Origin of the sequence: Streptomyces sp. NBC_00726, from assembly GCF_045161735.1 — a bacterium.
Classification (GTDB): Bacteria; Actinomycetota; Actinomycetes; order Streptomycetales; family Streptomycetaceae; genus Streptomyces.
This window is the reverse complement of sequence record NZ_CP108983.1, coordinates 5,828,416-5,847,647: the sequence shown is the minus strand read 5'-3', so window position 1 is coordinate 5,847,647 and position 19,232 is coordinate 5,828,416. Positions and strand designations below refer to the sequence as shown.

21 protein-coding genes are annotated in these 19,232 nt (G+C 72.2%); 6 read left to right on the top strand and 15 right to left on the bottom strand.

Features of this window, described 5'->3' with window-relative positions; all coding sequences use genetic code 11:
- Window positions 1-86: 86 nt before the first annotated feature.
- On the top strand, window positions 87-884 hold the full coding sequence (locus OG338_RS26035; RefSeq protein ID WP_405939648.1) for an SAM-dependent methyltransferase: 798 nt from the start codon (window positions 87-89) through the stop codon (window positions 882-884).
- A 15-nt stretch (window positions 885-899) separates the two neighbouring features.
- Here the strand turns inward: OG338_RS26035 and OG338_RS26030 are convergent, their stop codons facing one another.
- Genes OG338_RS26030 through OG338_RS26010 form a run of 5 tightly spaced genes read right to left on the bottom strand, consistent with a single transcriptional unit; the run spans window position 900 to window position 6,442 of the window.
- Window positions 900-1,415, bottom strand: coding sequence for a hypothetical protein (locus OG338_RS26030; RefSeq protein WP_405939647.1), 516 nt, complete (start codon window positions 1,413-1,415; stop codon window positions 900-902).
- Between the two features lie 11 nt (window positions 1,416-1,426).
- On the bottom strand, window positions 1,427-2,848 hold the full coding sequence (locus OG338_RS26025) for an ATP-binding protein (protein WP_405939646.1): 1,422 nt from the start codon (window positions 2,846-2,848) through the stop codon (window positions 1,427-1,429).
- Window positions 2,845-3,528: a response regulator gene (locus OG338_RS26020; protein ID WP_405939645.1), complete on the bottom strand. Its 684-nt coding sequence runs from the start codon at window positions 3,526-3,528 to the stop codon at window positions 2,845-2,847. The genes OG338_RS26025 and OG338_RS26020 overlap by 4 nt, the downstream gene beginning before the upstream one ends.
- A 59-nt stretch (window positions 3,529-3,587) precedes the next feature.
- The gene (gene murJ, locus OG338_RS26015; protein ID WP_405939644.1) at window positions 3,588-5,282 is read right to left on the bottom strand and encodes a murein biosynthesis integral membrane protein MurJ; all 1,695 of its coding nucleotides are present in this window, start codon (window positions 5,280-5,282) and stop codon (window positions 3,588-3,590) included.
- Window positions 5,279-6,442, bottom strand: a complete 1,164-nt coding sequence (locus tag OG338_RS26010) for a lipid II:glycine glycyltransferase FemX (RefSeq protein ID WP_405939643.1) — start codon at window positions 6,440-6,442, stop codon at window positions 5,279-5,281. Before OG338_RS26010 ends, murJ begins: the two co-directional genes overlap by 4 nt.
- Before the next feature lie 226 nt (window positions 6,443-6,668).
- On the opposite strand from OG338_RS26010, the gene OG338_RS26005 reads away from it, so the two are divergent.
- Window positions 6,669-7,874, top strand: a complete 1,206-nt coding sequence (locus OG338_RS26005) for an Ig-like domain-containing protein (protein WP_405939642.1) — start codon at window positions 6,669-6,671, stop codon at window positions 7,872-7,874.
- A gap of 86 nt (window positions 7,875-7,960) precedes the next feature.
- Here the strand turns inward: OG338_RS26005 and OG338_RS26000 are convergent, their stop codons facing one another.
- From OG338_RS26000 to OG338_RS25965, 8 genes are all read right to left on the bottom strand, one after another.
- Complete coding sequence (locus tag OG338_RS26000) at window positions 7,961-8,833, bottom strand: amino acid ABC transporter permease (protein WP_405939641.1); 873 nt, start codon at window positions 8,831-8,833, stop codon at window positions 7,961-7,963.
- Window positions 8,830-9,474: an amino acid ABC transporter permease gene (locus OG338_RS25995; RefSeq protein ID WP_405939640.1), complete on the bottom strand. Its 645-nt coding sequence runs from the start codon at window positions 9,472-9,474 to the stop codon at window positions 8,830-8,832. Before OG338_RS25995 ends, OG338_RS26000 begins: the two co-directional genes overlap by 4 nt.
- A gap of 17 nt (window positions 9,475-9,491) precedes the next feature.
- Window positions 9,492-10,403, bottom strand: a complete 912-nt coding sequence (locus OG338_RS25990) for a glutamate ABC transporter substrate-binding protein (protein ID WP_405939639.1) — start codon at window positions 10,401-10,403, stop codon at window positions 9,492-9,494.
- 14 nt (window positions 10,404-10,417) lie between these two features.
- Window positions 10,418-11,161 carry an amino acid ABC transporter ATP-binding protein gene (locus OG338_RS25985; protein ID WP_405939638.1) on the bottom strand — a complete coding sequence of 248 codons (744 nt, stop codon included), beginning with the start codon at window positions 11,159-11,161 and terminating at the stop codon, window positions 10,418-10,420.
- Window positions 11,162-11,293: 132 nt separating this feature from the next.
- The gene (locus tag OG338_RS25980) at window positions 11,294-11,734 is read right to left on the bottom strand and encodes a DUF6278 family protein (protein WP_405939637.1); all 441 of its coding nucleotides are present in this window, start codon (window positions 11,732-11,734) and stop codon (window positions 11,294-11,296) included.
- Between the two features lie 61 nt (window positions 11,735-11,795).
- Window positions 11,796-12,575, bottom strand: coding sequence for an exodeoxyribonuclease III (locus OG338_RS25975; protein WP_405939636.1), 780 nt, complete (start codon window positions 12,573-12,575; stop codon window positions 11,796-11,798).
- Window positions 12,576-12,623: 48 nt separating this feature from the next.
- Window positions 12,624-13,283, bottom strand: coding sequence for an MBL fold metallo-hydrolase (locus OG338_RS25970; RefSeq protein WP_405939635.1), 660 nt, complete (start codon window positions 13,281-13,283; stop codon window positions 12,624-12,626).
- 12 nt (window positions 13,284-13,295) lie between these two features.
- Entirely contained in the window at window positions 13,296-14,609 is a 1,314-nt protein-coding gene (locus tag OG338_RS25965; protein WP_405939634.1) for an alpha/beta fold hydrolase, read from the bottom strand.
- Window positions 14,610-14,705: 96 nt separating this feature from the next.
- Between OG338_RS25965 and OG338_RS25960 the strand changes: the two genes are divergently transcribed.
- The 4 genes from OG338_RS25960 (at window position 14,706) to OG338_RS25945 (ending at window position 17,829) form a co-directional block, all read left to right on the top strand.
- Entirely contained in the window at window positions 14,706-15,290 is a 585-nt protein-coding gene (locus OG338_RS25960; RefSeq protein WP_405940532.1) for an ArsR/SmtB family transcription factor, read from the top strand.
- A 13-nt stretch (window positions 15,291-15,303) separates the two neighbouring features.
- Complete coding sequence (locus tag OG338_RS25955) at window positions 15,304-15,501, top strand: hypothetical protein (protein ID WP_405939633.1); 198 nt, start codon at window positions 15,304-15,306, stop codon at window positions 15,499-15,501.
- A gap of 89 nt (window positions 15,502-15,590) precedes the next feature.
- Window positions 15,591-16,817 carry a metallophosphoesterase gene (locus tag OG338_RS25950; protein ID WP_405939632.1) on the top strand — a complete coding sequence of 409 codons (1,227 nt, stop codon included), beginning with the start codon at window positions 15,591-15,593 and terminating at the stop codon, window positions 16,815-16,817.
- Window positions 16,818-16,830: 13 nt separating this feature from the next.
- Complete coding sequence (locus tag OG338_RS25945) at window positions 16,831-17,829, top strand: helix-turn-helix domain-containing protein (RefSeq protein WP_405939631.1); 999 nt, start codon at window positions 16,831-16,833, stop codon at window positions 17,827-17,829.
- 29 nt (window positions 17,830-17,858) lie between these two features.
- Here OG338_RS25945 and OG338_RS25940 read toward each other — a convergent pair whose 3' ends face one another.
- Together OG338_RS25940 and OG338_RS25935 are read right to left on the bottom strand one after the other, a co-directional pair.
- Entirely contained in the window at window positions 17,859-18,458 is a 600-nt protein-coding gene (locus OG338_RS25940) for a class F sortase (protein WP_405939630.1), read from the bottom strand.
- A 49-nt stretch (window positions 18,459-18,507) separates the two neighbouring features.
- Window positions 18,508-19,176: a hypothetical protein gene (locus OG338_RS25935; protein ID WP_405939629.1), complete on the bottom strand. Its 669-nt coding sequence runs from the start codon at window positions 19,174-19,176 to the stop codon at window positions 18,508-18,510.
- Between the last annotated feature and the right edge of the window lie 56 nt (window positions 19,177-19,232).

Sequence of the window (19,232 nt, the reverse complement as noted above, 5' to 3'; positions counted from 1 at the left end):
TTGACATGTTGTCGGGTGCAAAGGCAGGATCGCGGCATCGGCAGACTCTGGAATCCGACCGCAGCGGCCGCCGAGAGGAGCGCCACTTGAGGCAGCACGGCTTACCCGCCCCGGTGATCGACACCGGTCGGCCTCATTCCGCAAGGATCTACGACTACCTGCTCGGCGGCAAGGACAACTACCGGGTGGACCAGCAGGCCGGCGAGGAGCTGGTGGCCGCCGCGGCCCAGGAACGGGCCGGTGCCCGGGCCAACCGTGCCTTCCTGGAACGCGCCGTCCGCCATGTCGTCGGCGCGGGCCTGCGGCAGATCCTCGACATCGGCACCGGGCTGCCCCACTCCCCCAATGTGCACGAGGTCGCTCTGGAAGCGGCGCCCGATGTGCGCGTCGCGTACGTCGACCACGACCCGATCGTCGTCGCCCACGCGGACGCCCTGCTGCGCGGCTCCGACCTGGTCGGCGTCGCGCTCGCCGACCTCCGCGACCCGCGGGCCGTGGTGGAGCATCCCCAGGTCCGCGAAGTCATCGACTTCGGCCGGCCGGTCGCCCTGGTCCTCACCTCGGTGCTGCACTTCCTCACCGACGCGCAGGGGCCCCGGCAGGTCGTCGCCACCCTGCGCGACGCGCTCCCGGCCGGCAGCTGTCTGGTGCTCTCGCACGCCACCGACGACTTCGCCGACTGCCGGGCGGCGCAAGCCGTGTACGCCACCGCGACCACGCCCCTGACCCCGCGCTCGCACCCGGAGATCGAGAAGTTCTTCGACGGCTTCGAGCTCCTGGCGCCGGGCCTGGTCCCCGTCCCGTCCTGGCGGCCGGACGCACCGGTCGCGGCGGTGCCGGCGACGATCGGCATCTACGGGGCGGTCGCCCGTAAAACCGGCTGAGCGGCCTCAGCGCGGTCAGACCGAGCAGTGCGTCGGGCCGATGACGCCGTCCGTGCCCTTCACCGTGACCGCCTCGGTCCGGTCCGCCGTACGGGCCCGGGCCGCCGTGCAGACGAGCTGCTGGCGGGCGGCCTCGGAGAGCCCGGTGACCGGGATGTCCACGGTGACCCGCACACCGTCCGCGTTCAGCTCGACGGCCACGCGTGTCCGGCCGGTGGGCAGCTCCGTGCGGAGTCCGGCGTCGTGCTCGGCCCTGGTCGGCCCGATGAAGAGGAGCAGGAGGGCGTCGGACGCCCCGGTGGGCCCGGCCTCTTCCCAGGACCCGCCGTCGCCGGTCCGCACGGGGCGGGGCTTCCGGACGACGGGCATCAGCCGGGAGGCCGAGGACGAGGACACGAAGTACAGCAGGGGGCCGAGCTGATCGGCCGGGGCCACCACCACGGTCGCCGGTTCACCCGCCTCCACGACCTCCGTCGCGCGGATTCCGCACCCGGTGACGAGCAGCAGCCCGGGCAGCAGCGCGCCGAGCACGCGCCCGCCCCTCACCGCTCCCCCATCGGCAGCTCCACGGTGAACACCGCGCCGCCCCCGGGCCGGTTCGCCGCGCCGACCGTCCCCCCGTGCAGCCGTACGTTCTCCTGGGCGATGGCGAGGCCGAGGCCGCTGCCCGCCGACCGGGTCCGGGCCGCGTCGGCCTTGTAGAACCGGTCGAAGATGTGCGGGAGCACCGCCGCGTCGATGCCCGGCCCGCTGTCCGCCACCTCCACGACGAGCCGGTCGCCGCCGCGCACCCGTACGGTGACGGGCTCCGCGCCGTGCCGCAGGGCGTTGCCGACCAGGTTGGCGACGACCACGTCGAAGCGGCGCGGATCGAGCAACGCCCGCACGCCGTCGGGGAGTTCGGTGGTGACCCGACCCTCCCAGCGGCGGCCCTGGAGGGTCTTGCGTACGGTCTCGGCGACATCCACCTCGTCCAGATGCAGCTCGGCCGCGCGGGCGTCGAAGCGGGATATCTCCATCAAGTCCTCGACCAGGGTGGCCAGTTTGCCGGTCTCCGTGCTGATCAGGCGGACGGCGGCGGCGGTGTCGGGGCGCAGCTCACCGGCGTCCTCGTCCAGGACCTCGGTCACGGCGAGCATACCGGCGAGCGGGGTGCGCAGTTCGTGGGAGACATCGGAGGCGAAGCGCCTGGCCCGCTCCTCGGCCCGGCGCAGCTCCTCGACGGACTCCTGGAGCTTGGTGGACGACTCGTTGAACGTCCAGGCGAGCTCGGCGAGTTCGTCGGAGCCGCGCACCGTGATCCGGGTGTCGAGCTCGCCCCTGCCGATGCCCGCCGCAGCCCGGCGCAGATCGCGGACCGGGCGCAGGACGCTGCGGGAGGCGAGCAGCGCGGGCACCAGGGCGACGAGCAGGGCGGGCAGGGCGCCGTCGCGGGCGGCGGTGACCATGGCGGCCACGTTGGCCTCCTCGGTGGACAGCGGCATCACGGCATAGAGGACGAGGCCGGTGGGCTGTCTGCCGTCGCCCCGGTCGAAGAGCGCGGGCATGCCGACGGTCAGCCAGGGCCTGCCGTCCTTGACGACGCGCTGGAACGAGCCGTGGGTGCTGTCGCGGGTGGCGGTGCGCAGCTCGGCGGTGATCACCCCGGACGAGGACCGGTCCGAGGAGGAGGCCCGCAGCTTCCCGTACTCGGCGAACACGGTCCAGCCGCGCCCGCCGCCCGCCCGGGCCAGCCCCAGGCAGACCTGGCGCAGCTGCTCGCCGTCGATGGGCAGGCTGACGGACTGGTCGCCGACCCGGTCGCGGAACTGGTCGACGGCGGAGTCCTGCGCCTGCTGGAGGATCGCGGAGCGGGCCTCACGGTAGGTGAGCGCGGCGGTGGTGGCGGCACTGACGGCCGCGACGAACAGGAACGCCGCGATCAGCCGGGTGCGCAGGCCGAGGCGGGCGGCAAACAGTTTCACGTAAGCGGTCCGAAGCGGTAGCCGAAGCCTCTCACCGTCTGGATGTAGCGGGGGCTGCCCGGGACGTCCTCGATCTTCTGGCGGAGGCGGCGGACGCAGGCGTCGACCAGGCGGGCGTCGCCGTGGTAGCTGTGCTCCCATACGTGTTCCAGGAGCTGCTGGCGGCTGAAGACCTGTTCCGGCGAGGCCGAGAGGTGGAGCAGGAGTTTCAGTTCGGAGGGGGCAAGGAGCAGCCGTTCGCCGGCCTTGGCGACGGCGAGGCCGGCGCGGTCGACGGCCAGTTCGCCGTGCGACTCGGTGCCGCCGCGCCCGGCGGGGACGGCGAGGCGGCGCAGCACGGCGCGGATGCGGGCCTCGATGACCTCGGTACGGGCGGGCTTGACGATGTAGTCGTCGGCGCCGGCCTCCAGGCCCACGACGACGTCGAAGTCGTCGCCGCGCGCGGTCAGCATGATCACGGGGAGCTGGCTGGTCTCGCGGATGCGGCGGCAGACCTGGACGCCGTTCATGCCGGGCAGCATCAGGTCGAGGAGGACCAGGTCCGGCCGGAAGTCGCCGAGCGCGGCGAGTCCGGCTTCGCCGGTGCCGACGGCCCGCAGCTCGTGGCCGCGCCTGCGCAGGCCCAGCTCGACCCCTTCGCGTACCGAGGGGTCGTCTTCTATGAGGAGCACGCGAGGCATGGCGTCAAAATCCCAGCGGTCAAGGAATGGATGCGAACAGGCGTGCGGGGCGGGCCGGTTCAGCCGCGCCGCAGCCGGCCCCGGGCGGCGTTCAGCGCACCGCTCACCTCGGTGAGCCGCAGCGGCCGGGCCAGCCCCGCCACGACCAGCGCGAGGACGGCGGTCCCGGCACCGAGCGCGCCGAAGTCCCCGAGCCCCGAGCCCTCCGTGTCGACGGCGCGGGCCGCCCCGTACGCCAGCGCACCGGCCGGCACACAGGCGGCCACCAGCCGCACATGCGCCCGCGCCCCTGGCGAGCGGCCGAGCGAGGGGCGCGGCGCACCGCGCGGGGAGAGCCTGCGGTGCAGCACATACGCGGTGACGGCGAAGCCGGTGAGCAGGGCGACGGAGTACGCGCCCGCCATGCCGGTCACCGCCCAGCGCGCGGGCAGCGTCAGATAGGCGGCGACCGAGAGCCCCGCGTTGAGGGCCGCGATGACCAGGTTCAGCAGGAACGGGGTGCGGGTGTCGCTCATCGCGTAGAACCCGCGCGAGAGCACGTACTGCCCGGAGAAGGCGATGAGCCCGGGGGCGAACGCGGCCATCATGCCCGCCATCACCGTGATGTCCGCCGGGCCGGTGCGCCCGTAGCCGAAGACCGAGCCCATCACCCAGGGCGCGAGCGCCAGGAGGAGCGCGGCGGCCGGGACCACCACGGCGGCGGAGGTGCGCAGCGCGTACGAGAGGTCGCGCCGCACCCCGGCGAGGTCGCCGCCGGCCGCCGCCCGGCTCATGCGCGGCATCAGCGCGGTGACGAGGCTGACGGTCACGATGCCCTGCGGGACGACCCAGAGCTGGTAGGCGTAGCTGTACGCGGTGTAGCCGGCACCGCCCGCGAGGTGCTGGTCCGCCGCGTGCTGGCCGCTCGCGGTGGCGAGCCGGGTGATCACCCAGTAGGCGGCCTGGTTGGTGAGGACGAGCATGACGAGCCAGCCGGCGGCGCGCAGCGGCCGGGTCAGTCCGCTGCCGCGCCAGTCGAACCGGGGCCGCCAGCGGAACTTCGCGGCGCGCAGCGAGGGCACCAGGGCGAGGCTCTGCACGGCGATGCCCGCCGTGGTGCCCCAGCCCAGCCACTGCGCCTGCGCGGCGGTGAGGGCGCCGTCGGAGTTGGCCGCCGTCCAGAGGTAGAGCCCGAACACGGCGATGATCACGAGGTTGTTGAGGACCGGCGTCCACATCATCGCGCCGAACCGGTCGCGGGCGTTGAGGACTTGGCCGAGGAGCGTGAACAGGCCGTAGAAGAGGATCTGCGGCAGGCAGTAGCGGGCCAGGGCGATGGTGAGTTCGGCCTGGTCGCCGTCGTAGGTGGGGGCGTACACGTGGATGATCAGCGGTGCGCCGAGGACGGCGAGCGCGGTGAGGGCGAGCAGGCCCACGGTGCACAGGGTGAGCAGGCGGTCGGTGTACGCGGCCCCGCCGTCGCCGTGTTCCCTGGCGGCGCGGACGAGTTCGGGGACGAAGACCGCGTTGAGGGCGCCGCCGATGAGCAGCATGTAGAGGATGTTGGGCACGGTGTTGGCGACGGCGTACCCGTCGGCCCGCAGTCCGGTGCCGAGCGCGGCGACGACGACCGCCGAGCGTATGAACCCGGTGGCCCGGGAGACGACGGACCCGGCGGCCATCACGGCGCCGCTGCGCAGCACCGAGCCGGAGCCGCGCGCGCCGCTCTCCGCCTCGGGGGCGGCCGCCTCCGGTGCGGTGCCGGCGGCCGTCACCGGCGTGCCAGGTACGCCTGGAACGCCCGGTACAGCGTGTTGTTGGCGGCTCCGCCCACCGATGTCTCCCACTCTCCGAGGGTCTCCACGACCTCCCCGCCGGTGCCCAGCTTCCAGCGCAGCAGCCCGAAGGGCCGGTCGTGGGGGTCGAGGGTGGAGGATACCCCGCGCATGTCGTACACCTCGGCGCCACCGGCGAGGGCGTCGCACATCATCCGCCACTGGAGCGCGTTGCTGGGGCGGACCTCGCGGCGGTGGTCGGCGGAGGCGCCCGTCTGGTACCAGACCCGGCGGCCGGTGCTGATCATGGTGTGGGCGGCCAGGATCTCTCCGTCGTGCACGGCGAGGCAGAGCTTCATCCGGCCGGGCCGCTCGGCGTTGAGCACCGCGTACTGGCGCTGGTAGTAGCCGAGCGAGCGGCCGAGCCGGAAGCCGTCGCGCTCCTCGGTGATCCTCAGCAGCCGGTGGAACTCGGGCAGTTCGGCGGCGCTCCCGGTCACGACCCGCACCCCGGCCCGCTGCGCGCGGCGGACGTTGCGGCGCCATTCCTGGTTGAGCCCGGACCACAGGTCGTCGGCGGTGCGTCCGGCGAGCGGCACCCGGAAGACGTACCGGGGCTGGGCGTCCGCGTCGTCGCCGTCCCCGCCGCAGCGCCGCCAGCCGCGCGCCCGCAGCCGGTCGGCCACGGCGGCGCCGAGCGGGTCGACCTCGCTCGCCAGGACGTCGCCGACGGTGCGCCCCGGGCCGGTGGCGGCCTTGAGGCGGGCGCCGGTCCAACGGCGGTAGGCGGGGCCGGGCCCGATGCGGACGGCGAACGCCCCGGCCGCGCGCAGATGGGCGAGCAGGGGGCGCAGCCAGCGGTCCATTCCGGGGTCGGCCCAGTCGGCCGCCGGGCCCTCCGGAAGATAGGCGAAGTATTTCCGGGTGCCCGGGAATTGCCGGTAGAGGACGAGTGCGCTGCCGTTCAGGACGCCGTCGTCGTCGTGCCAGCCGAGGCTTTCCGAGGACCAGCCCTCTTTCACCCCGGCCCAGGAGGGGTGCTGGAGGAAGCTGGCGCCGGCCCGGGTGGCCAGGTGGGCCCGGTGCTCGTCGGCGGTGAGGCCGTGGACGCGCAGGTCCCGTTCCCTGCGGCGGTCTCCGGTCGCGAGCAGCGCTGACATGTCGGTGGCCCTCCCCTTGTGGGCCCCGCGGTCTGCCCGGCGGGGCTGCACAGGATGCTCACAGCGGTCCGTGACGGGTCCGCGCGCCGAATGTGACCGGACGATGACCGTTGCGCTGCGCTTCCCGTCACACGGGGAATTCCCGCTTTTCCACGGATTTACGGAACTTAGGCTCCGGTGCGTTCCTCTTCACCGATGACCGAGTACGGCCCTGGAGGTAATTCCGTTGAATCCCGCATTCCTGATACCGGCGCGCTCGCGGCGCCCCGCCCGGCTCGCGCTGATCGCCGGCTGCGCGGTGCTCGGCGTGACCCTCACGGCCTGTTCGGGCGGTGCCGCCGCGTCGGGGAAGAACGGTGGCGCCGCCCCCTCGAAGGCGGCCCCGGCCTCCATCTCGGTCAGCCTGCGCGGCACATCGGCCGCCGCGGGGAAGCCGGTGACGGTGACCCTGGCGGCCGGGAAGCTGCGTGAGGTGACCGTTTCGGCCGGGGAGGGCGGCGCGCTCGGCGGCCGGATCTCCGCCGACGGGCGGACCTGGACGTCCGACCGGGTGGCGGCGCCCGGCACCGCGTACCGCGTGGAGGCGCGCGACACCTCGGGCGGCAGTGACACGGCCTCGTTCACGACGAAGGCGGCGGACCAGGTGAACAAGCTGAGCCTCGCGCCCGGCAAGAACACCACGGTGGGCATCGCGCAGCCGCTGTCGATCGTGTTCGACAACCCGGTCAAGGACAAGGCGGCCGTCGAGAGGGCCCTCAAGGTGTCGACCTCGAACCACACCGAGGGCTCCTGGGGCTGGCTGCGCGACTACTCGGGCCGCGACCGCGTCGACTGGCGCCCCAAGGAGTACTGGAAGTCCGGTACGCGCATCACGCTCGACGCCGAACTGAACGGCGTCGACTCGGGTCCCGGGGGCGGCTTCTTCGTGCGGGACTACGCGACGACGTTCACGGTGGGCGCGAGCCAGGTGGTGCGGGTGGACCTGGACCGGCACCGGCTGGCGCTGAAGCGGGACGGGCGTACGGTCATGGACGTGCCGGTGTCCGGCGGCACTCCGGGCGGCGACAAGCGGTCGTGGCGGGGGACGGCCGTGCTGATGGCGAAGGAGGGCACGATCAACATGCGCTCCGAGACGGTGGGCCTGGGCCACACGTACGACAAGATGGTCGACTACTCGATGCGGCTGACCTGGTCGGGCATGTACGCCCACGCGGCGCCGTGGAACGCGGCGTACTTCGGGCGGGCCAACCACAGTTCGGGATGTGTCGGGATGAGCGACGCGGACGCCGCAGCCCTCTACCGGCAGGCCCGCGTCGGCGACCCGTTCGAGATCACGGGCGCGGAGACCAAGGGCACGGTCGCGGAGGGCAACGGCTACGGGGCGTGGAACGTCTCGTGGCACGAGTGGCAGACGAGGAGCGCCCTCGGCTGACCGGTCCGCCGGCGTGCAGCTGACCTTCTTCCCGCGTGCGAGAAGTGATCACCGGCTGCTGCCGGGCGGACCCCGCTCCCGTCCGTCTACCGCCCTCCCGGCATCAGCGTGCCGGGCTGTGCCGGTCCGACGCCCACCGCCTCCGTCTTCGGATTGCGCCGTTGCCGCCTCGCCACCCAGGTGGCGAACCAGGAGAGCAGCATGCACATCCCGATGTAGATCGGTGAGATCACCATCACCACGGGGATGAAAGGCAGATCGTAGTCCAGATTGGAGGCGATGAGCTTGCCCGCGTGGAGGAATTCCTCGTACGTGATGAGGTAGCCGAGCGAGGTGTCCTTCAGGGCCACCACCAGCTGGCTGATGATGGTGGGCAGCATCGCGCGGATCGCCTGCGGTGCCAGGACGAAGGTGGTGACCTGTGTCTTCCGCATGCCCAGCGCGTACGCGGCCTCGCGCTGGCCGCGCTCCACGGAGTTGATGCCGGTACGGAACACCTCGGCGAGCACCGAGCCGTTGTAGAGCGTCAGTCCGGCGACCAGCGCGGGCAGCGGCTGCACCTTCAGCGCCACGAAGATGAAGAAGATCATCACCAGCACGGGCATGGCGCGGAAGAACTCGACGAGGATCGTCGCCACCCAGCGCACCGGGCGGTGTTCGGACAGCCGCCCGACCGCGAGGACGGCACCGAGGGCCAGCGAGAGCACGGCGGCGTACGCGAACGCCTTGAGGGTGTTGCCGAGTCCGCGCAGCAGAAGTTCCTGGATGCCCTTGTATTCGAAGGGCGTCCACTTGGCGGCGGTGAACTGGTCGGTGTCGAAGAGGAGATAGATCACCCAGCCGATCAGCGCGAGGATGAGGACCGTCGACACGATGCCGTAGAGGCGGTGCCGTTTACGGGTGTGCGGCCCCGGGATGTCGTACAGGGCGTTGGCGGTGGGTGCGGTGCGGGTGGTCATCGGGCGACTCCCCAGCGCTTTTCCATGACGTGGAAGAGCGCGCTGATGGCGAGGGTGATGATCAGGTATCCCACGGCGATCCACACGAAGGTCCAGATGATGCTGTATCCCAGCTCGTTGAGGGTCTTGTAGGTGCCGAGGAGTTCGGTGACGCTGAACGCCCCGGCGATCGCCGAGTTCTTGGCGAGCGCGATGAGCGTCGAGCCGATCGGCGGGATCACCGAGCGGAACGCCTGCGGCAGCACGATGGACCCGAGGCTCTGCCCGAAGGTCATCCCGAGGCTGCGGGCCGCCTCGCCCTGCCCGGTGGGCACGGTGTTGATGCCGGAGCGCAGCACCTCGCAGATGAACGCGGAGGTGTAGCACCCCAGCGCGAGGACCGCGAACACGTTGAACGGCAGGACGAGCCCGAAGCGCGGCAGGCCGAGGAGCACGGCGAAGAAGAGCAGGGTCAGCGGGGTGTTGCGCAGGACCGTCACCCAGACGGTGCCGAACACCCGGAGCGAGCCGACGGGCGCCACCCGGAACGAGGCCATGACGAAGCCGAGGACCAGCGCCAGGACCGAGGCGTAGACGGTGAGTTCGACGGTGCCGAGGAAACCCTTGCCGTAGAGCGAGAAGTTGTCGGTGAGTACGTCCATGAGGGTGGGCCGTCCTCTCAGTTCGCCGGGTAGCGGTCGATGGGCGGCGGCTCGGGCGCGGGGGTGCCCGACAGGCCGAGGGTCGCTTCGAACGCCTTCTTCCAGTTGCCGTTCCTCTCGTTGGCCTCCAGTGCGTCGTTCAGCGCGAAGCGCAGGGCGTTGTCGCTGCGCGGGACCCCGATGCCGTACGGCTCCTCGGAGAACGGTTTGCCGACGACCTTCATCTCGTCGGGCGCCTTGGCGGCGAAGCCGAGCAGGATCGCGTCGTCGGTGGTGACGACGTCGACCTGGAACGTCAGCAGGTTGTCGACACAGATCGAGTACGTGTCGTACGCGACCAGCTTCGCCTTCGGGTAGTCGGCGGCGATCCGCTGGTACGGGGTCGAGCCCGCGGCCGAGCAGACCGTCTTGCCGGCCAGGTCCTGCGGGCCGTGGATGTCGTCCTCGTCGGTGCGCACCAGGAGCCCCTGGCCGGCCATGTAGTAGGGCCCGGCGAAGCCGACGAGCTTCTTGCGCATGTCGTTGATGGTGTAGGTGCCGACGTAGTAGTCGATCTGGCCGTTCTGGAGGGCGGTCTCGCGGTTGGCGGAGGCGATCGTCCTGAAGCGGATCGTCTTCGGGTCGAAGCCCAGCGAGGCGGACATCATGCGGGCGATCTCGATGTCGAAGCCGGAGTAGACGCCGGTGGCCGGGTCCTTCTCGCCCAGGTAGGGCTGGTCCTCCTTGGCGCCCACCCGGAGGTAGCCGCGCTTCTTCGCGTTCCGCCAGGTCCGGGAGCCGGGCAGTTCGAAGCCCTTGTCGACCTGGTAGACGGGCAGTTGGTCGGCCTTCGGGCCCTTGACCGGGGGGCTGCCGTCCTTGCCGCAGCCGGCGGCGAAGAGGGCGAGCAGGAGGCCGGCACAGGCGGCCAGCAGTTTCCTCGTACGCAACTCAGGGCCTCCCGTCAGTGCTTGAGGATCTTGGACAGGAAGTCCTTGGCCCGGTCGCTCTCCGGGGCTGTGAAGAAGTCCTCCGGGGTGCGGTCCTCCACGACGCAGCCGTCGGCCATGAAGACGACCCGGTTGGCGGCGGAGCGGGCGAAGCCCATCTCATGGGTGACGACGACCATGGTCATGCCCTCGCGGGCGAGCTGCCGCATCACTTCGAGGACTTCGTTGATCATCTCCGGGTCGAGCGCCGAGGTCGGCTCGTCGAACAGGAGCGCCTTGGGGTCCATGGCGAGGGCGCGGGCGATGGCGACGCGCTGCTGCTGCCCGCCGGAGAGCTGGGCGGGGAACTTGTCGGCGTGCGCGCCGAGCCCGACCCGGTCCAGGAGTTCGCGGGAGCGCTGGTCCGCCTCGTCCTTCTTCCGCTTGCGCACCTTGACCTGGGCGAGGGAGACGTTGGCGAGGACGGTCTTGTGCGCGAAGAGGTTGAACGACTGGAAGACCATGCCGACTTCGGCCCTCAGCTGGGCCAGGCCCCGGCCCTCCGAGGGGAGCGGTCTGCCGTCGATGGTGATGCGGCCCGACTCGATGGTCTCCAGCCGGTTGATCGTCCGGCAGAGCGTCGACTTCCCGGAGCCGGACGGGCCGATGACCACCACCACCTCCCCGCGGCCGACGGTGAGATTGATGTCCTGGAGTACGTGCAACTTTCCGTAGAACTTGTTGACGTCTCGCAGCTCGATCAACGGATCGACGGCCATACGCTGCCCTACCCACTTGTCGCTCGGTCGAGGTCAGCGCAAACTAACCAGCCCGGCAAGGGACTTCCCGACCGACACGCACCAATGGGGCAAAAGGATTCTTATCGCTTCGCACGGTCCGTCGCGCGGCGGTCAGCCCTCGGCGGACTCCGCGTACACCTGGGACAGTTCGGGGCTGCCGGACATCGCCCAGTCGAGACCCGCCTCCACCACATCGATCTCGCGGCCGGAGGCGAGCCGCACGACGGGCTGGCCGCTCGGCCAGATGTGCCAGTGCGCCCCGGCGACATTGCGCACCAGGACCGTGCCGAGGTAGAGCCCGGCGTCGTTGCCCAGCCAGGGCAGCTCCTCCGGGTCGTCGCGCCAGCGCGGCACCAGCTGGTCGAGAGCCGTCAACGAGGCGGGGCTGTCGTCCAGTTCGATACCGCGCTCCCCCACCCGGACCCGGAGCAGCTCGCATTCGGCGAGCAGCTCTGCCACGCCCTCCGGATCGGCGTCGACGGCGCCCGCGAGGCCCGTCCTCCGCGTCCCGTCGTGACGCTTACGCCAGTTGTCCAAGAAAGGGATGTTCATACCACTCACCATCGCACCCCCGCGCGCCCGCGCACCACAGGGCGCGCGGCGCCGGGCCCGCTCAGAGATCGAGGTCGACCACCACGGGGGCGTGGTCGGATGCGCCCTTGCCCTTGCGCTCCTCGCGGTCCACGTAGCTGTCCTTCACCGCGGTGGTGAAGGGGTCGTTGCCGTAGACGAGGTCGATGCGCATGCCCCTGTTCTTCGGGAAGCGCAGCTCGCGGTAGTCCCAGAAGGTGTACGGGCGGTCGTACTTCAGGGGGCGGGGCATGACGTCGGACAGGCCCTCGGCGCGCAGGGCGGCCAGGGCTTCGCGCTCGGCGGGTGTGACATGCGTGGCGCCCTCGAAGAGGGCCGGGTCCCAGACGTCCTCATCGGTCGGGGCCACGTTGAAGTCGCCGAGCACGGCGAAGGGGGCCGCCCCCGCGGCGTCGGCGGCCACCGCCTTGCGCAGCGCCTCCAGCCAGCGCAGCTTGTACGCGTAGTGCTCGTGGGCGACCTCGCGGCCGTTGGGCACGTACACCGACCAGAGGCGCACCGGGCCGCAGGTGGCGCTGATCGCGCGGGGCTCCTGCGCGTCCTCGTAGGCCGGTCCCTCGGGAAGGCCGAGGACGATGTCGGAGAGGCCGGCGCGGGAGATCAGCGCGACTCCGTTCCACCGCCCGTTGGCGTTGACCGCGGAGTCGTAGCCGGCCTCGCGGAGCGCTTCGGCGGGGAACTGCTCGGCGGTGCACTTGGTCTCCTGGAGGCACAGCACGTCGGTGCCGCTGCTCTCCAGCCAGGCCAGCAGCCTCGGCAGGCGGGCGGTGATCGAGTTGACGTTCCAGGTGGCGATGCGCATGTACGTAAACCTAACGCCTGCCACTGACAGCAGCCGGAGCGGTGGCCGTCACAGGCCCGTCGAGTCGCCCGGTGCCATCCGGCCGTGGTCGGAGCCGCCCAGCTCGCCGATCTGGCGGTCGTAGATCGGGCGGGCCAGGTCGGTGAGGAGCGCGTCGTGGATGTCGATCGCGCGGCGCGGCTTCACCTCGCGCACGTAGTCGATCACTTCGGAGATCTTGTTCCAGGGGGCCATCACCGGGAGCAGGAGCGTGTCGACGGCCCGGCCGGGGACGGTCAGGGCGTCGCCGGGGTGGAAGACCTGTCCGTCGGCCAGGAAGCCGATGTTGGTGATGCGCGGGATGTCCGGGTGGATCACCGCGTGCAGTTCGCCGTGCACCTCGATGTCGAATCCGGCGGCCGAGAAGGTGTCGCCGTGGCCGACCGTGTGGACGCGGCCCGGGAAGGCCGGGCTCAGCCGCTCCGCGACACTGCGCAGGGTCCAGACCCGGGCGGCCGGGTCGGCTTCGAGACCGGCCCGGATGCGCCCCTCGTCGAAGTGGTCGGGGTGCTCGTGCGTCACGAGGATCGCCTCGGCGCCGATCGCCGCGTCACCCTCCGAGAAGCCGCCCGGGTCGATGACGAGCGTGCGCCCGTCCTTCTCCAGGCGGATGCAGGAGTGCGACTGCTTGGTCAGGGTCGGCGCGGCGTTCCCGGCGTGGCTGCTCATATGCCCATCCTGCTACGCGGGCGGTGTCGTTTCCGCCCGAATCACCGACTGCGCGATCGTGAAGGCGGCGCTCGCGGCCGGGACCCCGCAGTACACGGCGGTCTGCATCAGCACCTCCCGGATCTCGGTGGGCGTGAGGCCGTTGCGCAGGGCGGCCCTGGTGTGCGCGGCCAGGCTCTCCATCCGCCCGGAGGCGACGAGCGCGGTGAGCGTGACGGTGGAGCGGGTGCGCCGGTCAAGCCCCTCCCTGCTCCACACCTCGCCCCAGGCGTACCGGGTGACCAGCTCCTGGAAGTCCTCGGTGAAGGCGTCGGCGGCCGCCAGGGCTCCGTCCACCTGTGCGTCGCCCAGCACCTCGCGCCGCAGCCGCATGCCCGGCGCGTACGGGTCGGGACGCCCGCCGGCCGCGGCCTCGGGGGCCGGTCCGGCGGGGGCGATCTCCGCGACGGGCTGGACGGGGGCGGAGAGCCGGGGCACGGATTCGGGCATCGGGATGGCCGCCTGGGTGTCCTGCCAGGCGGTCGAGAAGTGGGTGAGCAGGAGATCGGTGACCGCCCCGGGCTGCTCGACGGGCGCGAGGTGCGAGGCGCCGGGCACCAGCGCGAGCCGGGCGTCCGGGATTCCGGCGACCAGGGTGCGCGCGTCACCGGGCCCGGTCACCCGGTCCTCCGCCCCGACCACGACGAGGGTGGGGACGGGGATGCGGCTCAGTTCCGTACGGACGTCGAATGCGGCCAGGGCCTCGCAGGCGGCGATGTAGCACCCCGGGTCGGTGGTGCGCACCATCTGGACGGCCCACTCCACGATGGCGGGCTGCGCGGCGGCGAAGGCGGGCGTGAACCAGCGCTCGGGCGCGGTGCGCGCCATGGGCTCCAGGCCGTTCGTACGGACGATGACGCCGCGCTGCCGGAACTCGTCGGCGCTGCCGAAGCGGGCGGAGGACGCCACCAGGGCGAGCGCGGCCACCCGGTGCGGGTGCCGCAGCGCCAGGTCCGCGCCGATCGCGCCGCCGATGGAGCACCCCACGTACCCGAAGCGCTGCACCCCGACCCCGTCGAGCGTCGCGAGGAGCCGGTCCCCCAGCTCCGCCACGGTGGTCGCGGGCCGGGCGGGGGCGCCGCCGTGCCCGGGGAGGTCGTACCGGAAGACTCTCCAGTGCCGGACGAGCTCGGGTATCTGGCGGTCCCACATGTGCCATGTGGTACCCAGTGAGGGGCCGATGACCAGGACCGGCGCGTCCTCGGGGCCGTCGAAGCGGTATTGCAGGGTGTTCGGTGGTGTCTCACTCACGCCCTCGACCCTCTCACGTAGCGGGACAGCGTCCATGGGCGGGTTCTCGCCGCGGCCCGGAGGAACCGATGCAAAGACTCTGTTGCAAAGAAACCCTTGCAACAGAGTCTTTGCATGGCTAACGTTGAGGCCATGGAAGAACAGCCGGACGGACCGATCCGCAATCTCGACGCCCGCTCCTTGCGGGGGCTCGCCCATCCGCTGCGCATGCAGCTGCTCGACGCACTGCGCTTCGACGGACCGGCCACCGCTTCCCAGCTCGCCGCGAAACTGGGTGAGTCGAGCGGGGCCACCAGCTACCACCTGCGGCAGCTCGCGGCGCACGGCTTCATCAAGGACGCCCCCGAGCACGGCAAGGGGCGGGAGCGCTGGTGGCAGGCGGCGACCCAGGGGCTGAGCTTCGACGACTCCCTGCTCGACCACTCCAGCCCGGAGGTGCGCGGCGCCGCCGAGATGTATCTGCACGAGGTCGCGCTCACCCAGGCCCGGGAGCTGTCGGCCTGGCTCGGTGAACGCAGCGGCTGGCCCGAGGAGTGGAACCGCAGCTGGGACATGAGCAGCGCGACCCTGCGGCTGACGCCCGGGCTCGCCGGAGAGCTCGTCGAGAAGATGCACGCGCTCATCGACGAGTACCGCGACCGGATCACCGACGAGGACCAGAGCGACAGCGCCCGCGTACGCGTCCACACCCATGCGTTCCCCCTCACCACCGAGTAAAGGAGAACCGCCCATGCATGCCCAGACCCACCTCGCCCTGCACCACGTCCGCGCCGCCGAGCTCCACGCCGAGGCCGACGAATTCCGCCTCGCCCGGTCCGCCCGGGTCCCCCGCCCCCTGCGCACCGTGCTCGGCTGGACCCTGATCGAGGTCGGCCTCCGCCTGACCGCCGCACCCTCCCGGCCGGCCGTCGCGCTCTCCCGGGGCTAGGGGCTTCCCGAGGGCGGTGGCCGTCTCCGGGGCTTCGGGGGCGACCGGGTACAGTGCCCGGCGGCATTCCGGCCGTCCGAGGAGGAAACGTGACCGACACCAGCGAGGCCCGGTCCGCGGACGGCGGGGCGGCGGCCCCGCCCGGCCGGGTGCGGCGCCTGATGCGTTACGTCCCCCTGGTCGCCCCGGTCCTGCTCTGGGCCGTGCCGTGCTGGGTGCTGCTGTACACCGGGCAGCACTGGCCGCTCCCCGTCACAGCGGGCGCCACCTGTCTCTTCGCGCTCGGCCTCGTCACCATGCCGGTGGCGATGGTGCGGGGGCACGGCAAGCGGCAGCAGGACCGGGCGGCGATCCTCGGGGACAGCATGCTCGGCTCCATCTGGGTGCTGTTCACCTGGTCCGTGCTGCTCGGGGTCCTGCTGCGGCTCGCCCTGACCCTGGCCGGGACCGGCGACGGGCAGGACCGGGCCAGGATCGTCACCTGGTCGGTGCTCGGGGCCGCCGCCGCCCTGCTCGGCTGGGGTTACGCCGAGGCGCGCCGGGTGCCGAGGGTGCGCCGGGTCGACGTACAACTGCCGCGCCTGGGGCCGGGGCTGGACGGGACGCGGGTCGCCCTCATCACCGACACGCACTACGGGCCGCTGGACCGGGCCCGCTGGTCGGAGCGGGTCTGCGCGGAGGTCAACGCGCTGGAGGCGGACCTGGTCTGCCACACCGGTGACATCGCCGACGGCACCGCCGACCGCCGCCGCGCCCAGGCCGCCCCGCTCGGCACGGTGCGCGCCGCCCACGCCCGCGTCTACGTCACCGGGAACCACGAGTACTACAGCGAGGCGCAGGGCTGGGTGGACCTGATGGACGAGCTGGGCTGGCAGCCGCTGCGCAACCGCCATGTGCTGCTCGAACGCGGCGGCGACACCCTCGTGGTGGCCGGGGTGGACGACGTCACCGCCGAGTCCTCCGGTCTGGCCGGTCACCGGGCGCACCTCGCGGGGGCGCTGGACGGCGCCGATCCGGAGCTGCCGGTGCTGCTCCTGGCGCACCAGCCGAAGTTCATCGACCGGGCCGCCGAGGGCGGTGTCGACCTCCAGCTGTCCGGCCACACCCACGGCGGTCAGATCTGGCCGTTCCACTACCTGGTCCGCCTCGACCAGCCGGCCGTCGCCGGGCTGAGCCGCCACGGTGACCGCACGCAGCTGTACACCAGCCGGGGCACCGGCTTCTGGGGCCCGCCGTTCCGGGTGTTCGCGCCCAGCGAGATCACGTTGCTGGTGCTGCGTTCACCGGCGGGAGCGGCGGGGTCCGCCGCGATCTGACGGGGGCCCGACGGTGTGGCAGGAGATGGCGGCGGCCGAGATGGCGCCGGACAACCGGTTCGAATGGTTCCAGCAGGTGGTGTCCGACGTCCTGCTTCCCACGGAGTTCCGCGCCGCGGACCCAGGCGGCTTCGACGCGCGGGGCGGGATGCTCGGGCTCGGGACCGTACAGCTGGCACGGTTCAGCTATGGGCCGCTGCGGTCGCGCAGGACCCCGGCGCTGATCCGGCGGGGCGATCCGGAGCAGTACCAGCTGGCGCTGGTGACCCGTGGCTCGGCGTGGTTCGCGCAGCAGGGCGGCGAGGCCGAACTGGGCGCCGGCGGCATGGCGTTGTGGGACACCTCGCGCCCGTACGAGTCCGGCTCGGGGACGGACGGGCGGGACGTCGAGGTGATCGTCCTCCAGATACCGAAGGCCCGGATGCCGCTGCCCTCGCAGCGGGTGGACCGGATTCTCGCGCGGAGCGTCCCGGGCGATACGGGGATGGGTGCGATCCTGGCCGGTTTCCTGACGAACCTCGCCGCCACGGGGGCCGGCTGTTCGCCCCAACAGCTCGGCGTGCTGGGCGAGATGGCCGTGGACATGGCCGCGTCCTGCCTGGCCGACCGGATCGGTTCGTCCCCGCTGCGGGCCCCCGCCGAGCTGCGGACGCATGTGCTGCTGCGGCGGATCAGCGCCTTCATCGACCACCACATCGGTGACCCCGGGCTGTCCCCGAGCCTGATCGCCGCCCGCCACCATCTGTCGCTGCGGAGCCTGCACGCGCTCTTCCGGGACCAGCCCGAGAGCGTCGCCGCGATGATCCGCCGCCGCCGGCTCGACGGCTGCCGCACGGACCTGGCCCGCCCCGAGCTGCGCCGGCAGCCCATCCAGGCCGTCGCCGCCCGATGGGGCTTCACCGACGCCACCGTGTTCAGCCGGGCGTTCCGGACGGCGTACGGGATGGCTCCGCGCGACTACCGTGCGGCGGCCCTGCGCCCGGCGGACGGGGCCGGTCGGGGCGCCGGGTAGCAGGAGCGGGTGCCGGACGTGCGGGGGTGTCACAGCTTCTTCATCGACGTGAGGTGGGCGAAGACGACGACGTTGGCCGCGTAGCCGTCCTTCTTGTTGAAGCGCCCGCCGCAGGTCATCAGGCGGAGTTCCGGACGGCCGGTGCCGCCGTACACCTTGTCGTCGGGGAACTTGTCCTTGGTGTACGTCTCGACCGCGTCGACCGTGAAGACCGCTTTCCGCTTGTCGGCCCGGGTGACGGTGACCTTGTCGCCCTTGTGCAGGGCGTTGAGGTTGAGGAAGATCGCCGGTCCGGTCTCCGTGTCGCGGTGGCCGACGATCAGCGAGGTGCCCTGCTCGCCGGGCGAGGGCCCGTCCCGGTACCAGCCCACCTCCCTCGGCCTGCTCATGGGCGGGGCCCCGAGGTGCCCCTTCTTGTCGAGTCCGAGGCCGGTGACCGGCGCCTCGATGAAGATCGCGGGCACCGCGACCTTCACCGGCCGCGACGGGGACAGGGGTGCGTGCGGGACCGGCCGGTCGCCGCCGCCCGCGGCGTCGTTGCCGTGGGCGGCGGCGACCGCATCGTCGGACGAGTCGGAACTCGCCCAGACGATGCCGGTCACCAGCGAGGAGGTCACGCACAAGGTCATCGTGAGACGACACGCCCGGCTCGGGCCCCGTCGGCGTCTTCTGCGCGGGTTATGCCTCGTTGCGGGCACGGCGGCGTGCGGCTCGGCGGACCATGATCAGCCCGGCGGCTCCGACGGCGCCGGCCGCCAGCGCGGCGGTGGTCCCGACGTTCGAGTCGCTCTCGGAGCTGACGCCCTCCATGTCCGGGACGCCGCCGCCACCGGCGGGGACGCCGCCGGACGGCTGCTCGTAGCCCGCCTCGGAGCCCGAAGCGGCGGAACCGCGCTGGGCGTTGTTGGCGGACCCGTTGTTACCGGCGGGCTTGGTGCAGTTGACCTTGAACGCCTTGTTCTTCGGGCCGGACGGCACGATCCACACCAGCTGGTACGTGCCCTCGGGGAGCAGGTACTCCTGGCTGCGCGCCGAGCCGTTCACCAGGGGCAGGGTGCTGGCGAGGGTGTCCCCCGGGGGGATGGTCGGGGGCTGCGCGGTGATGGTCCACGGCACGGCCGGCATGTCGCCGAAGTTGTCGGCCTGAAGAACGAACTTGCAGACCTCGTTGCCGTCGCCGCCGCGCGCCGCCCAGCCGCCGGCGCGGACGTCGATGTCACCGCTGTCGCCGGGGGCGGCGAAGGCGGCCGACGCCCCGCCCAGCGTGGCGGCGGCGGCCGCGGCCACGGCGGCCGCGACGGTGCCCGCGCGGACGCTGCGGGCACGGACGGAAGCGGAAATACGCATGCTGAACTCCTTCGAGCCGGGATGATTGTCGTACTGATCAATCGATCGACCTAAGA